Origin of the sequence: Undibacterium sp. Ji42W (genome assembly GCF_049340405.1) — a bacterium.
In the GTDB taxonomy this organism is placed as follows: Bacteria; Pseudomonadota; Gammaproteobacteria; order Burkholderiales; family Burkholderiaceae_D; genus Undibacterium.
The window spans coordinates 355,746-369,422 of sequence record NZ_JBMPOV010000009.1 but is presented as its reverse complement, the minus strand read 5'-3'; the positions used below and the strand labels follow the sequence as shown (position 1 = coordinate 369,422).

The window sequence follows — 13,677 nt, the reverse complement described above, 5'->3', positions numbered from 1 at the left end:
TGTTAAAGAACCAAAATCTTTTCTGCCTCACCAGACTACTTATTCATCCAGTTTTGCGTCGCAGCGTTGTGTGCGTCAGCAGCAGAGAAACGAGATTATGAAGCACTTTATTACCGCTGTCAACACCTGCAACTCTTTTCGTTTTGTTCCGTTCTTTCGAACGCCTTAAACTGTTGCAAACTATTCACAGCTGCCAAATTATTCTGCAATCTGGTTGATCGCGCATTTCTTTGGCTTTGCTTCATTTCTCTCCCGCTCTTCAGCGGGAGGCGAACTATAGCAAACCTTTGCCCTGCTTTGCAAGGCCTTGACGTAAATTATTTAGGGTATTAGGGAATTCTTGGGGCAGCTGTGTTTGGGGACGGGGTGCGGGTCGGCTTTTGTAGGGGGCGTCGTACGCACCGGTCTTTGGTGAGCCGCGTACTACTTGTTACTAATCGTGTAGGTGCAAAACTATCGGCTGTATATATAAGAGATAGGGAACGGTGCGCGCGGCGCACCCTACTGCACCGCTGTTCGGCGTCTATCCTAGTTGCCTGCTTCGCCGTTTATTGACGGACGACGCTGGAGCGCCAGCCCGGTGAGCTCCTGCCTGTGCAGGAGCGACCGGTTCGGGGGCTATCTATATAGCGCTGATTTCGCTTATCAACCGAAACCCATCCCCCATCCCTGCCTTCTCCTTGAAGGAGAAGGAGTTTCTCGGCTTTGCGAAATGCTTTCAGTGATACAAAATTGATTTCACATGCCTGGTTAGCATCGGCTTCCCTCACAAGGAAATCCATACATCAATGCACATGCGGGTAAAATAGCGGATTCATCAAACCACTAATACAACATCTGCTTATGTATACACATATATGCAGATCATTTGTCATTAGTGTTATCCGGACCGAATTTATGTTGCGCATTACCGATTTACAACTCCCGCTGGACCATGCCGAAGACGAGCTGAAAGCTGCCGTTCTGAATGAATTGGGGATTACAGAAAAAGAATTGATTAATTTTACGGTGTTCCGCCGTAGCTATGATGCGCGCAAAAAGACCGCGATCATTTTGATCTACACAATAGATGTAGAGACGACGAATGAAGCGGCCTTGCTGGCCAGCCACAGCAACCGCACGAAATTATCCGAAACGCCGGATACGTCCTATAAGTTTGTCACTCATGCCGATGGCAAACCATTTAAGCGTCCGGTTGTGATCGGCTTTGGGCCATGTGGTTTGTTTGTTGCCCTATTGCTGGCGGAAATGGGTTTTAACCCTATCGTGCTGGAGCGTGGCAAGACTGTGCGAGAGCGCACCAAGGATACCTGGGCCCTGTGGCGCAAGCGCGAATTGAAGCCAGAATCAAACGTGCAGTTTGGTGAAGGTGGGGCCGGCACTTTTTCTGATGGCAAGCTATATAGCCAGATCAAGGACCCCAAGCATTATGGCCGCAAGGTGTTGACGGAATTCGTCAAGGCTGGTGCGCCGGAAGAGATCATGTATGTCAGCAAACCGCATATTGGTACCTTCCGTCTGGTGAAGATGATAGAAGAGATGCGTCACAATATAGAAGCGCTGGGTGGCGAAATTCGTTTTGAACAAAGAGTGACGGATATTGATATCGCTGACGGCAAAGTTCAAGGTGTACGACTAAATGACAACGAGTATATAAAGACCGCCCATGTCGTGTTGGCGATAGGTCATAGCGCGCGCGATACCTTCCAGATGATTGCTGATCGTGGTGTGTACGTAGAAGCAAAGCCATTTTCCATCGGTTTTCGGGTGGAGCACCCGCAGTCTGTCATCGACAAGGCACGCTTTGGCCCCAACGCAGGCAACAAGATACTGGGGGCGGCTGATTACAAACTCGTGCATCACGCCAAAAATGGTCGCTCCGTGTATAGCTTCTGTATGTGTCCAGGTGGCACAGTGGTGGCCGCGACATCTGAGCCTGGCCGTGTCGTCACGAATGGCATGAGCCAATATTCGCGCAATGAGCGCAATGCAAACTCAGCGATTGTCGTTGGCATTACGCCTGCAGATTATCCTGGCAATCCATTGGCGGGTATAGATTTGCAAAGAGCGCTGGAAGAAAAGGCTTATGAAATCGGTGGCGGTAACTATAATGCGCCTGGCCAATTGGTTGGCGACTTTTTGGCAGCACGCCCATCAACCGAATTGGGGACGGTAGAGCCATCCTATAAACCTGGCATTACCTTGTGCGATCTCGCGACGGTACTGCCTGAATTTGCGATCACAGCCATACGCGAAGCCCTGCCTGAGTTTGAGAAGAAGATCAAAGGCTTTGCAATGAAGGATGCGATTTTGACGGGTGTGGAAACCCGTACCTCCTCCCCTATCCGCATCAAACGTAATGACGACGATTTGCAAAGCTTGAACACCAGAGGCCTGTTCCCCGCTGGTGAAGGTGCTGGCTACGCAGGTGGAATCTTGTCTGCTGCAGTAGATGGCATCCGGGTTGCAGAAGCTGTTGCCCTTGATATCCATGCAAACGGGCAAAAGAAGCAGCCATAAAAAAATGGCAAAAACGAAATTCGTTTTTGCCATTTTTTGTTTTGGAGAGGCTTTACCCTAAAAGATCTTCCAACCCCGCGCTCAACTCTGCCAAAGGCGGCATTTCTTCAAGAATGAGCTCTGGCTTGATCCCCAGTTTTTTTGCCACGTCTGTTGGGAACGTAGCTTCGCGCTCTTCTTTGGAATAATGACTTTCCTCCCCTCGCGCGCACCAGGAGGCAATATGGACCACGGCACCGATCTGGTCAAACTCTGACTGCTGCAAAGGTTCACCACAAGCCTTGATGGCGGTGGCAAAAGTATCCGGGAAGCGCCAGCGCCTCGACAGCTCAGCACCCACATCAAAAAAATCATAACCAAAGGATGTACGCTCGACATCTGGCCTGCGTGGGTCGAGAGGGCCGGCAGTTTTGTCGACTTGCAGCATTTGCTCTGGCATGCCTGCATGCATGACTAACTGGCCTATGGCGTGCATCAAACCGACAGTAAAGGCAAAGTCCGAATTACAGTGGGCTTTTTTGGCCAGCCACTTTGATACGACAGCAGTATGCAAGCTGTAACGCCAGAACTGCTTCAGGTCCACGCCTGGCATCGATTTGAAACCGCTGGTTAAACCGCTGCTGACCACAAGAGTACGTACGGTCATGAAACCCAGCATCAGCACAGCATCATCGACAGAACCAACGGTTCTTGATGCATGATAATAAGAAGAATTTGCCAGGCGCAACAGTTTTGCGCTGAGGACCTGGTCTGCAGACAGCTTGCGGGCAATCTCATCTATGGAGACATCGTCATTATTAAAACTGTCGATGACTTCCTGGACTACTTTGGGTATCGATGGCAAAGCATTTTGCTGCTGAAACAGATTCTCGATTTTCATAGGGCATCTCCTTTGGGGATGTAGATACAAGAGGTCTATGTCTCTTATTATTTCCGGAAATTGATACACCTTCAGCAAATTTCCTGAACAAACAGGAAGAATGCGCATTGCTATCAAAAATCATACTCTGATATTGGTTTTTCAGAAATGCTTTTTTGTTGCTTACACCGCTTAACTCAAGATTGCTAACAATTACAGTAGCAAACAATATTTGACACGGCACTTTTCTAGATGCGCAAATGTAATTTGTTTCTTTCCTGTCAGCTTACTTTTTGACTTGTTTCTTTACTTCACTTCAGTGGGTACATGGTGGTAAAGTAGTTTAGGGTAATGTAGGACAGGTTTTGGAACAGTTCATCCAGTCAGAGCCAGCAGCCAGGAGACGCATCATGCAAAATGCCATAGAACTCGCAACACAAGTCGGTGAAGAACTCAAATCCAGAAAATTGATACTTAGCATCGCCGAATCCTGCACGGGTGGCGGCGTTGCCCATGCCATTACAGAAATAGCCGGATCATCAGAATGGTTTGATTGTGGCTTTGTGACTTATTCCAATTCTTCCAAAACGGAATTGCTCGACATACCGGCAGCGCTGATAGCCCAGCATGGCGCAGTCAGCGAAGAAATTGCTGCCGCCATGGCGCAAGGTGCCCTGGCTAATTCTGAAGCGCATCTGTCCTTATCCACCACTGGCATTGCCGGGCCTACCGGAGCTGTTCCTGGCAAGCCTGTAGGAACCATTTGCTTTGGCTGGGTAGTCGGCGGAATCCCCCATACCGAAAGGCTGGTATTTGCCGGTGACAGAAAATCAGTCAGGGAACAGACTGTTGTTCATGCACTGGATAAATTACTCAGGTATATCAAGGAGTTATAAAATTGCTGACTGCATTGCCAGCAACTGCGGATGCGCCTCAGCATCAGTCATCAGGATCAGGTTTATCCACGCATGGTAGTCGCTTGCATATCTTGCTGGTCGATGACGATGCCGAAATTGCAGTCTTGCTCAGCAACTATCTGGGGAAATTTAATATAAGTTGTGTTGCAGTGCAAGACGGTGTGGCAATGCGTGAGGCACTGCAGTCACATAATTTTGATGTGATTTTACTGGACTTGATGCTGCCTGACGAAGATGGTCTGAGTCTGCTACGCCAGCTACGCCGCCATACCAGTACACCTGTCATCATGCTGACTGCCCGCGGTGAATTTGCCGATAAGATACAGGGTCTGGAGTCAGGCGCTGACGACTACCTGATCAAGCCCATCGATACCCGTGAGCTGGTCGCCCGCATCCAAAGCGTCAGCAGACGCGCCCATGCATCGGCAAAGCAAACTCAAGAAGCCAAAGAGAGCAGGTCAACAGAAATACGCTTTGATGCCTGGGTATTGAATTTGCCGGCACGACAATTGTGTAGCCCGGATAAACTGATTATTCCACTGTCAAATGCAGAATTCAGGCTTTTGCTGGCCTTTCTTGAAAGACCGGGGCAGATACTCAGCCGTGACCAACTGATCGATTTTGCGCGCAATAAATCGACTGAAGTCTTCGACAGAAGCATAGACTTACTGGTGTCGCGCCTGCGACAAAAACTGGGGGATGATCCCCGCCATCCAGGCTTGTTGAAAACCATACGTGGCGAAGGCTATTTATTTAACGCCAGCGTTCCATGAATAAGCTGCTGCGCGATACCATCTTCAGCCGTCTGTTTGGCCTGGCCATGGCTGCGGTAGTCGTGAGCCACATCATCACCTTTATTCTGCTATTTGTTTTCCTGGGCGATCACCGTCCACCGCCCCCTCCGGCGCATATGCCGCAACATCACCCGCACGGCATTTTGCATGGCCCTTTCCTTGGTTTTTGCCTGAGTATGGCCATACAATTACTACTGCTGGCGATCGCGGCCTGGGCAGGCTCGCGCAGTCTGGCACGCCCCATGCAACAACTGGCAGAAGCAGCAAGCAAGCTGGGTAAGCACAAAGAACCTTTGGCGATTCCAGAGACAGGGCCGGCAGAAGCACGCCAGAGTGCCAGGGTCTTTAATCAAATGCAAGAACGCCTGTTCCAGCAAATGGAAGAGAGAGAACGCTTCCTGGCAGCAGTTTCCCACGATTTGCGCACACCACTGACGCGCATAAAGCTGCGCATAGAGCAACTGCACAATGAAGCAGATGAAAAACTGCTCGACGATGTAGAAGAAATGCGCCTGATGCTGGACGCGACCCTGAATTACCTGCGTGGAAGTGAAGAGTCTCCGCAAATGCTGGATGTCACATCGCTGGTGGCCGCGATTGTCGATAATATGCAGGATGAAGGCAAATCTGTCAGCATGCACGGAGCGTCCCGCCCTCTGAGGGCTCTGCCAAATGAGCTGAGACGCTGTATCAGCAATTTACTGGAAAATGCGATTGCCTATGGCAAAACTGCACAGATCAGTTTGTATGATAGTCAACATGAATTGTTAATCATGATTGAGGATCAAGGTCCCGGCATACCTGAAGCAGAGCTGGACAAAGTATTCGCCCCATTTGTCCGCCTGGCTGTTTCAAGAAATAAAAATACCGGCGGTGTTGGCCTGGGGCTCAGCATAGCCGGGGAAATCGCCAGACGTCACCAGGCCAGCCTGATACTAAAAAACCGCCCTGACAATCAGGGCCTGCTGGTGGAATTGCGGCTGCCAAGAAACTGATTTCCTCTTTGTGTCAAAGTCGATACAAAGTAGACACAAGCAGGCAACATGCGGATGCGACACTTCAGATCACGACAACGCATGACTGAAGGAGAGCGCGATGAGCAGCATCAGTGGAGTAAGTGGAAGTTCCGGCAGCTATTTCCCGCAAACTGGCGGCACCCAAAGGCGGGAACGTGATACCAGCAAGATAGCGGAAAATGTATTTTCCAAGCTCGATACCAAGAATCAGGGCTATCTTGAAGTTTCGGATCTGGAAAGTGCATTTGGCAATATTGCGTCATCCTCATCCACCAGCACAGCTAGCACTAGCAGCAGTGACACCAGCACAAGTTCTACAAGTACAAGCGGCAATAGTGCCACCATCAATGACTTGTTCAAAAAGCTCGATAGTGATGGCGATGGCAAGGTCACTAAGAGCGAGTTTAGCAACGGCATCAAAAAACTCGGCGATGCCCTGGAAACACAATTCAATGCCAGACGCACGCGTGGCGCAGAAGGATCAAGACCGCCTCCACCGTCGCCACCAGAAGGTGGTGGAGGTGCAGATCAGACAGGTCTGGATAAAACCCAGTTGACGGATTTATCGGCAGAAGTGGGTAAAACCAATAGCAGCGCCGGTGCGGCACTGAACCAGGTGGCGCAGAATTTTGACGCTGCCGATACCAATCAGGATGGCAAGGTCAGCTTGCAAGAAACCCTGGCCTACCTTGAAAAAACCAGTACGTCACAGACGGGCAATACCTCTACGACAGCCAGCGTTAGCAATACAAACAGCGCCAGCTCAAACTCAAGCACGACTAGCAATTCTGGCATTACTAGCAGCTCTAGCAGCACATCAGATGGAACGACCAGCTCGGTAACAGGTAACAGCAGCACCAATACAGATGCAGCCCTGTTCAAAAAAGCGCTACAGCTGTTGCGTGCCTACAGTTCGCCGCCAACCAGTTCCAGCAGTCAAAGTATTTCGGTCAGCGCATAAAGACAAAAGGCACATGTAGTGGACTGTCACAGTGGTATCAAGAGTGAAGGACATGTGCCCAGCGCATCAGAGCAAGGCAAGGGTGAAAAAAATGAACACATCGATAGCGGGGCTATCGCGAGTATTTGCAACGCAGCCATGATCGTCGCGCACACGGCAGGCACTCTAATTTTCACTGTGACAGTCCACTAAATCATATGCCTTGTAGTTTTCCTGATTCAGGGAGTTCTCAATGATTATTGTTCCCTGTTCTGCATCAACAACTCGTTGATGAGCACAGACTCTATCTTGTCTGTCTGCAGGGCTGAATTCAAGCCGGATTTGAGTTGCGCCCTGACCGTGTCAAATCCTTCTTCACTATGTAAATCATCAGGATCAATCTTGGCAAATTCGATTTGAAATATATTTGTCAATATTTTCTTGTTTTCAAATAGCCATTCCTTATCCTCAGTGCGAACTTGTATTGTGACTTGCATACGCACCACTTGCCCATTCAGATTGGCGACTTGCTGTGGCAGGACATAATAACTAAGTCCGGCCGCATTGCTGCCTACACTACGGATATAGAAAAAAATCGCCAGCAAGATTGCAAAGCCACACAGCACGATGATAGTCGCATAAAGGCCAAAACGATCTTTGACCGCACCAGGCTTTTTCGCTGTTTTTTTGGCAAGTGCTGCCGTGCGGGGGCTGGATACAGACGCAGAATTGATTTTAGAACTGGAGCCGATACTAGCTTTAGCCGCTGGTCCTTTCGCCTGAACGGCAGAGGCAGCTTGCCCCGTATCAAAATCCAGAGGATTGCCTGTTTTTTGAGGTTCACTACCATCTATCGCTTCAAAATCCAGCTGTGCGCTGAGCAAGCTGGCCTTTGACCTATCTTTAGACATAACTACCTCTTATAACTTGCAGATGTCCATACATTCAACGCACTGATCGTGCATTTAATTTCCAGGTGGAAATTTCAAAGAATGGAAAGCATAGCCCATATTTTACCCAAATTCATCAAATTCCAAGCCAAGGCGGCGAAAAAATTGCAGTTTGATGTTTTGTTTTTATGGCATGCTGAAGATTGGTTTTTGCAATCCGCTATCGTTGGGAAAGATGACATCCACGTAACCCATATACCGGAATTTAAATGCTTCGTTACAAACTAAGGGTGTAAATCGCCAGCTAATTTCGCTATCATGACGGGATTCCCCCGCACTAGCTTGACAGGCATGATCCATCCCACTACTCCCAAAATCAGAAATACCGGCATAGACAATATCAAGGCTGTCTTGATATTTTTAGTCGTGTTTGGCCATCTGATAGAAATTTACGTGGGCGAAGATCATGTTTTACGTTCCATCTGGATTTTTGTTTACTCGTTCCACATGCCCATGTTTGCCCTGATGTCTGGCATGTTTTCCAAGGCCAGTTGGGATGACAAAAACGCCACGCAACTGATTTCGACAGTGCTGGTGCCTTTGATCGGCTTTGAAATTATTTATGAAGCAACCGAATTCGCCCTGAAGGGCGCAGGCAGTGTCTATGCTGGATTGGTGGCCCCTTACTGGATGCTATGGTATTTACTGAGTTTGTTGTGCTGGCGCCTGCTACTGCCCTTATTTTCGCGCATGCAGTTTGGCGTCATGCTGGCACTAGCGCTGTCGCTGGCAGGTAGCTACTCTGAGCATGCGGGCTATTTCCTTGGTATTTCACGCACCCTGATCTTCTTCCCTTATTTCCTGTTAGGCTGGAAACTTGGCCCTGAAGTATTCAATGTAAAAAAGAAAGAAAGACTGTTGATCAGCACGGTAGTAGTGATTACTGCTTTCATTGCTGCCTTTATGCTCAAGAGTGATTTTGACTACCGCTGGTTCTATGGCAGTTACTCACTGCACAGACTGGAAATGGCTAACCTGACGGGCAGCATGTATCAGTTATTGCAATATGCGGCCTCAACGGTCATCGGTTTGTCAGTCCTGTATTTGCTGGCACAAAAAGACCTGCGTCTGGCACAGATAGGCAAACGCTCTATCTATGTGCTGGTCTGGCATGGCATGGCGCTGATCATATTGCAAGAAACTGGCGTATTGCGTGCCATTTTCAAATACGAAAATACCGTTGCACTGGCGATTTCAGCGTTAGTTTCCATGGCTATCACATGGATATGCGCGCATGAAAAAACTGAAGCCCTGACCAAACGCTTGATTCTTGCCCCCCTCGCATGGCTGCTGATCCCCCAAGCTGCCAGCAAACCGGCCAGCCTGGAGATAGACGCTCGGGACGCTCAAGACGTCCAGGAAAAACCTCTACGGCAAGAACCTTGAATCTGCACTGATAAGCGCATCCTGGTCAGCGATGCACTTGCTCAGCCCTGGGATTTCTCCTGTTTTTTGCCTTCGTCGAACTGCTGTGGGTTCTTGCCTGAAATATCGCAATAGAACTCACGTATCTGCGCCATATCGGTTTCAATATCACCGCTCACGGTGAACATTTTGCCTATACCGCCTGCTTTGCGTTTGAAATCAAGATAACCAAGTGCGATTGGTACACTGGCACCGAGTGCGATATAGTAAAACCCGGTTTTCCAATGAGTTACCTTACCCCTGGTACCTTCAGGTGGCACGATGACAGTCAGTCTTTGATTGGCGTGGAATGCATCGACCGTGCCTTGCACCAGATTGCCGGATTTACTACGATCAACCGGAATACCGCCCAGCCAACGCATGACGTGCCCCAATACCGGCGGAAACAGGCTGGACTTACCCATCCAATATACCCGCAGACGCAAGGCAAAACACACCATCAGGGTCACGGGAAAATCCCAGTTACTGGTATGAGGAGCGGCAATCAGGACGTATTTTTGTTCGGCGGGAACAATACCTTCCACTTTCCAGCCGGCCAGCTTGAGTCCGATGATGGACAACCAGCGCATGAATGTATTAATGATGGGAGTTTCAAAAATGGTAAGATGCATGCCGTAAGTCTTTGATAAGAAAAGAGAATTCTGCCTTCTCTTCAAGCAAGCGGCATTATAGTGAGCAGTGGCAACTATAGGAAATAAATATCGGCTTTTTTTAGATTAATTAACGAAAGCGATATCAAAACAGGCTATCAAGTTTTGACCCAATTCACGATGTGTTCCCATTGCGGCAAGTCTTTTTCTACCCTGGATGGAGCGACATCCCACAAGGTAGCGCCATGAGCCGCCAGCTGTATGTAGTTTTGTGTATCCCGCAAAAACCCCAGGACTGGCAAACCCAGTTGACCCACATAGTGTTCAAGCTGCTCGGCTGCCTTGCTGCGGGTATTCACGCGCATGCCAAGTATGCCGATCTGGTAGCCATTTTTTTTATGCTGGGTCAGGCTTTTCAGGAATTCTTCAGTGGCCAGGATATCAAAAATCGATGCCTGCAAGGGCACGATGATCTTGTCGGCGGATTTCAACACCATGTCGAGCTTGTTGCCAACGAGTCCGGCGGGAGTATCCAGCACGACGTGGGTAGTACCTTTGGGTGGTTTCAGGACATTGCCCTCAGCAATATCCCAGGGCTGGATTTGCGGCAGATTTTGTGGTCGCAATGTCAACCAGGTACGGGAAGATTGCTGCACATCGGTATCACCTAGCATGACTTTATGACCATGCGCAGCGAAATAGCCAGCGAGGTTGGTAGCTACCGTGCTTTTACCGACGCCCCCTTTGGGATTGACAATTGCAATGACAGGCATGTCCGCTCCTTTTGACAGTGTAAGAACTACAGCATCTGATCAGATTATCCATATTAACCAGAAGATAGCAAGACTTCATCTGATCCAGAGCATACCCAACACTAACTGAAACCTGTCAACACCGTCAAAATGTTCAGGCAGGTACCAGTAAACCCAGCTGCTCGGGAGTCAGATAACACCACTCGCCCTCTTCCAGTTCCAGCGAGGCCAGTGTCAATTTACCTATGGCAGTGCGTTGCAAGGCGGCACAGTGATTGCCTGCGGCAGCCAGCATACGTTTGACCTGATGGTATTTACCCTGCTCCAGCACGATCTCCAACAGATGCTCACCAAGTTTTTGACAATGTATGGCTGCCAAAGGTGCCGGCTCATCGTGCAGCTTCACGCCCTTCAGCAATAAATTCACCAGCTCTTCAGACACCGGTTCAGCGGTGGTTGCCTGATACACCTTGGGTACGTGGCGCTTCGGTGAAGATTGCGCATGGATAAACGGCCCATCGTCTGACATCAGCAACATACCTGTCGTATCATGGTCAAGCCGCCCCACAGGTTGTACGTCACGCCAGCTGAATTGCTCGGGTAAGAGGGTCAATACACCGGGATGATGGCTGGGCTTGCGCGAACATTCAAAGTTTGCTGGTTTGTTGAGGACTATATACACGCGCTCGCGGTATTCCCAGTCTTCTTCAAAGATATGAAATTGCAAACCCTGGGTTTCAAAACTGGTCTTGACGTTGCGTATCACTTCGCCATTGATGGCGACTTCACCATCCTCCACCAGATCACGGCAATATTTGCGGGTTCCAAATCCTTGCGACTGCAGGATTTTATCTAAGCTTAATTTTGTCATGCCGCGACTTTATCAGATGTGACGCTCTCACCGCTAGTGTCTACGCTATCAATGAACCTCGACAACATCTTCATCCGCCATCTTCGGTTCCAGCGGCAAACTGATTTTAAAGCAAGTTCCCTTGCCGACATCGCTTTCAACCAAGATATTACCACCCAGGATACCCGTCACCAGGTTATAGACAATATTGAGACCCAAACCACTGCCTCCCAGACCCAAACGGGTAGTGAAGAAGGGGTCAAAAATGCGCCCCAGATTGCTTTCTGGTATGCCTTTACCATTGTCGCGCACGGTTATTTCGACGAAATTCTCATCAAAAATACGCGCCGTGATGCTGACAGTACCGCGATAATCACCATCAAAACCGTGGATAAAGGCATTGTTGATCAAATTGGTCATTACCTGGCCCAATGGCCCAGGATAACTATCCATCATCAGTTTGGGTGGGACACTATGAACGACATCATGACGGGTCTTGCGTATGGTAGGGCCCATGGTCAGGATCAGTTCAGACAACATTTCATCAAGCGCAAAGACACGGCGGTTGGCACTCGTTCTATCAACGGCAACCTGCTTGAAGCTGATCACCAGTTCAGATGCCTTGCTCAGATTACGCAAGAGCAAATCGGCACCGGTCTTGGCATTTCTCAAATACTCTTCCAGCACAGAGCGGCGCAAGCCTTTTTCAAATTCTAGCAACACAGCATCGGTATGCTGGGCCAACGTGCTGGCCACGGTAACGCTGGTACCTATGGGGGTATTAAGCTCGTGGGCGACACCCGCCACCAGAGAACCGAGTGCGGCCATTTTCTCAGTCCTGAGCAGTTCGCGCTGGGCGCGTTGCAGGTTTTCCAGTACGATGGTCAGTTCGCTATTTGCCGCTTCCAGCGCCTGGGTGCGTTCAGAGACCCGCCTTTCCAGCGTGGTGTTCATATTGCGGATTTCCTGCTCATTCTGGCGTTTTTCAGTAATGTCTTCCTGCACCAGGATAATCAGGGGTTCGTTACCCAGCCGTATCATGCGTCCTGATACCTGGCACAGGATGATTTTTTCTTGCTGACCGCAAGTCAGCCAGGCTTCATAATCATGGATTTCGCCGTCGCGCTCTATGATCCGCAATATCTCCAGGAAGTCTGTTTCATTGCGCCACAAGGCTTTCTGGGTTTCGTTATCCCCGAGAATTTCATCATGTGACCAGTAGAATTGCCGTACCCAGGCATCGTTGACATCAATCATGTTGTAGTGCTGGCTTTTGCGCAGCACCGTCATGGCAACGGGTGATGCCTGGAAAATACCAATGAACTTCTCTTCGGTTACCTTCAGGGCCTGCTCGGCGCGCAAGCGCTCGTTGAGCTCTTGTTGCAGAGTGATATTTTGCGCTTCTCTTTCGGTAATCAAACGCCCCAGGTTCAGGCGCATCTTGTCCAAGCCTTGTGCCAGGTTACCGATTTCATCCTGCCTTACCCATTCCAGGGGCTGATCCAGTTTGCCACGCGCCAGCCGCCCGGTCGCCAACTGCAATTCCATGATGGGCCTGACGATGCGGCGTTCAAACAATAGCCAGATCAGGATAAAAGAAAACACGACCTGCACCAGCAAGGCCAGCCCCAGCTTCAGGAAGTCTGCCCATAGTTCTTTTTCTATATGTTCAGTAGTCAGCTCCAGCATGACACTGCCGATGACCTTGGTCTCCAGCAGGATGGGACGTTCTTCACGCAATAATTTGGCGCCCTCTTTCTTGAATTTGCTGCTATGAGCGAAGACGGACCTCGATTCATCCAGCACTTCCACGCTGACCACTTCCGGGTTGCGCATGACTGCTTGTATGAATTGATTGGCGACCGCCTTGTCCAGCGTCCAGACTGGCACTGCCATGCCGCGCGACAGCATATCGGCATATTGCGACATGGGATTGCGTACGCGCAGTTGCAACTCCCGCTCATACCTATCCTGCACCAGAAAGCGCCCCAAAACAATCGCGGGCAATACGATGCCAACTACAACGCCGATAATAAGAATTTGTCGGAGGGAGAGTGTACGCAA

The 13,677-nt window shown here is 49.6% G+C and carries 13 protein-coding genes; 7 read left to right on the top strand and 6 right to left on the bottom strand.

Translation table 11 applies throughout. The features are described from left to right. Nucleotides 1-897 precede the first annotated feature (897 nt). Complete coding sequence (locus ACO0LG_RS20955) at nt 898-2,520, top strand: NAD(P)/FAD-dependent oxidoreductase (RefSeq protein ID WP_423029496.1); 1,623 nt, start codon at nt 898-900, stop codon at nt 2,518-2,520. Nucleotides 2,521-2,572: 52 nt separating this feature from the next. Here ACO0LG_RS20955 and ACO0LG_RS20950 read toward each other — a convergent pair whose 3' ends face one another. After that, nucleotides 2,573-3,400, bottom strand: coding sequence for an HDOD domain-containing protein (locus tag ACO0LG_RS20950; protein WP_423029495.1), 828 nt, complete (start codon nt 3,398-3,400; stop codon nt 2,573-2,575). Nucleotides 3,401-3,789: 389 nt separating this feature from the next. On the opposite strand from ACO0LG_RS20950, the gene ACO0LG_RS20945 reads away from it, so the two are divergent. The 4 genes from ACO0LG_RS20945 to ACO0LG_RS20930 all read left to right on the top strand — a co-directional run bounded on the left by ACO0LG_RS20945 (nt 3,790) and on the right by ACO0LG_RS20930 (nt 7,067). Next, complete coding sequence (locus ACO0LG_RS20945; protein ID WP_422954238.1) at nt 3,790-4,275, top strand: CinA family protein; 486 nt, start codon at nt 3,790-3,792, stop codon at nt 4,273-4,275. Between the two features lie 2 nt (nt 4,276-4,277). Next, nucleotides 4,278-5,069, top strand: a complete 792-nt coding sequence (locus tag ACO0LG_RS20940) for a response regulator (RefSeq protein ID WP_423029494.1) — start codon at nt 4,278-4,280, stop codon at nt 5,067-5,069. Beyond that, nucleotides 5,066-6,085 carry an ATP-binding protein gene (locus ACO0LG_RS20935; protein ID WP_423029493.1) on the top strand — a complete coding sequence of 340 codons (1,020 nt, stop codon included), beginning with the start codon at nt 5,066-5,068 and terminating at the stop codon, nt 6,083-6,085. The genes ACO0LG_RS20940 and ACO0LG_RS20935 overlap by 4 nt, the downstream gene beginning before the upstream one ends. 100 nt (nt 6,086-6,185) lie before the next feature. Next, nucleotides 6,186-7,067 (top strand): EF-hand domain-containing protein, encoded by an 882-nt coding sequence (locus ACO0LG_RS20930; protein ID WP_423029492.1) that lies wholly within the window; start codon nt 6,186-6,188, stop codon nt 7,065-7,067. Between the two features lie 236 nt (nt 7,068-7,303). Here the strand turns inward: ACO0LG_RS20930 and ACO0LG_RS20925 are convergent, their stop codons facing one another. Then, nucleotides 7,304-7,957: a flagellar basal body-associated FliL family protein gene (locus ACO0LG_RS20925; RefSeq protein ID WP_423029491.1), complete on the bottom strand. Its 654-nt coding sequence runs from the start codon at nt 7,955-7,957 to the stop codon at nt 7,304-7,306. 81 nt (nt 7,958-8,038) lie between these two features. Here ACO0LG_RS20925 and ACO0LG_RS20920 point away from each other — a divergent pair, with 81 nt between their 5' ends. Further along, a complete protein-coding gene (locus tag ACO0LG_RS20920; protein WP_423029490.1) occupies nt 8,039-8,224 on the top strand; it encodes a hypothetical protein in 186 nt (61 codons plus the stop codon). A 30-nt stretch (nt 8,225-8,254) separates the two neighbouring features. Continuing rightward, nucleotides 8,255-9,382: an acyltransferase family protein gene (locus tag ACO0LG_RS20915; RefSeq protein WP_423029489.1), complete on the top strand. Its 1,128-nt coding sequence runs from the start codon at nt 8,255-8,257 to the stop codon at nt 9,380-9,382. A gap of 41 nt (nt 9,383-9,423) precedes the next feature. On the opposite strand, the gene ACO0LG_RS20910 is transcribed toward ACO0LG_RS20915, so the two are convergent. The 4 genes from ACO0LG_RS20910 to ACO0LG_RS20895 form a co-directional block, all read right to left on the bottom strand. After that, a complete protein-coding gene (locus tag ACO0LG_RS20910) occupies nt 9,424-10,032 on the bottom strand; it encodes a lysophospholipid acyltransferase family protein (RefSeq protein WP_423029488.1) in 609 nt (202 codons plus the stop codon). 137 nt (nt 10,033-10,169) lie between these two features. After that, a complete protein-coding gene (locus ACO0LG_RS20905) occupies nt 10,170-10,784 on the bottom strand; it encodes a ParA family protein (protein WP_423029487.1) in 615 nt (204 codons plus the stop codon). 133 nt (nt 10,785-10,917) lie between these two features. Next, entirely contained in the window at nt 10,918-11,634 is a 717-nt protein-coding gene (locus tag ACO0LG_RS20900) for a pseudouridine synthase (RefSeq protein ID WP_423029486.1), read from the bottom strand. 48 nt (nt 11,635-11,682) lie between these two features. Then, the gene (locus tag ACO0LG_RS20895) at nt 11,683-13,677 is read right to left on the bottom strand and encodes an ATP-binding protein (RefSeq protein WP_423029485.1); all 1,995 of its coding nucleotides are present in this window, start codon (nt 13,675-13,677) and stop codon (nt 11,683-11,685) included.

What these genes read in the sequence shown, in the direction of transcription:
- ACO0LG_RS20935 (WP_423029493.1), top strand. Translation starts at nt 5,066, where the DNA reads ATGAATAAGCTGCTGCGCGATACCATCTTCAGCCGTCTGTTTGGCCTG.
- ACO0LG_RS20900 (WP_423029486.1), bottom strand. Translation starts at nt 11,634, where the DNA reads ATGACAAAATTAAGCTTAGATAAAATCCTGCAGTCGCAAGGATTTGGA.
- ACO0LG_RS20920 (WP_423029490.1), top strand. Translation starts at nt 8,039, where the DNA reads ATGGAAAGCATAGCCCATATTTTACCCAAATTCATCAAATTCCAAGCC.
- ACO0LG_RS20955 (WP_423029496.1), top strand. Translation starts at nt 898, where the DNA reads ATGTTGCGCATTACCGATTTACAACTCCCGCTGGACCATGCCGAAGAC.
- ACO0LG_RS20945 (WP_422954238.1), top strand. Translation starts at nt 3,790, where the DNA reads ATGCAAAATGCCATAGAACTCGCAACACAAGTCGGTGAAGAACTCAAA.
- ACO0LG_RS20905 (WP_423029487.1), bottom strand. Translation starts at nt 10,784, where the DNA reads ATGCCTGTCATTGCAATTGTCAATCCCAAAGGGGGCGTCGGTAAAAGC.
- ACO0LG_RS20930 (WP_423029492.1), top strand. Translation starts at nt 6,186, where the DNA reads ATGAGCAGCATCAGTGGAGTAAGTGGAAGTTCCGGCAGCTATTTCCCG.
- ACO0LG_RS20910 (WP_423029488.1), bottom strand. Translation starts at nt 10,032, where the DNA reads ATGCATCTTACCATTTTTGAAACTCCCATCATTAATACATTCATGCGC.
- ACO0LG_RS20950 (WP_423029495.1), bottom strand. Translation starts at nt 3,400, where the DNA reads ATGAAAATCGAGAATCTGTTTCAGCAGCAAAATGCTTTGCCATCGATA.
- ACO0LG_RS20915 (WP_423029489.1), top strand. Translation starts at nt 8,255, where the DNA reads ATGACGGGATTCCCCCGCACTAGCTTGACAGGCATGATCCATCCCACT.
- ACO0LG_RS20925 (WP_423029491.1), bottom strand. Translation starts at nt 7,957, where the DNA reads ATGTCTAAAGATAGGTCAAAGGCCAGCTTGCTCAGCGCACAGCTGGAT.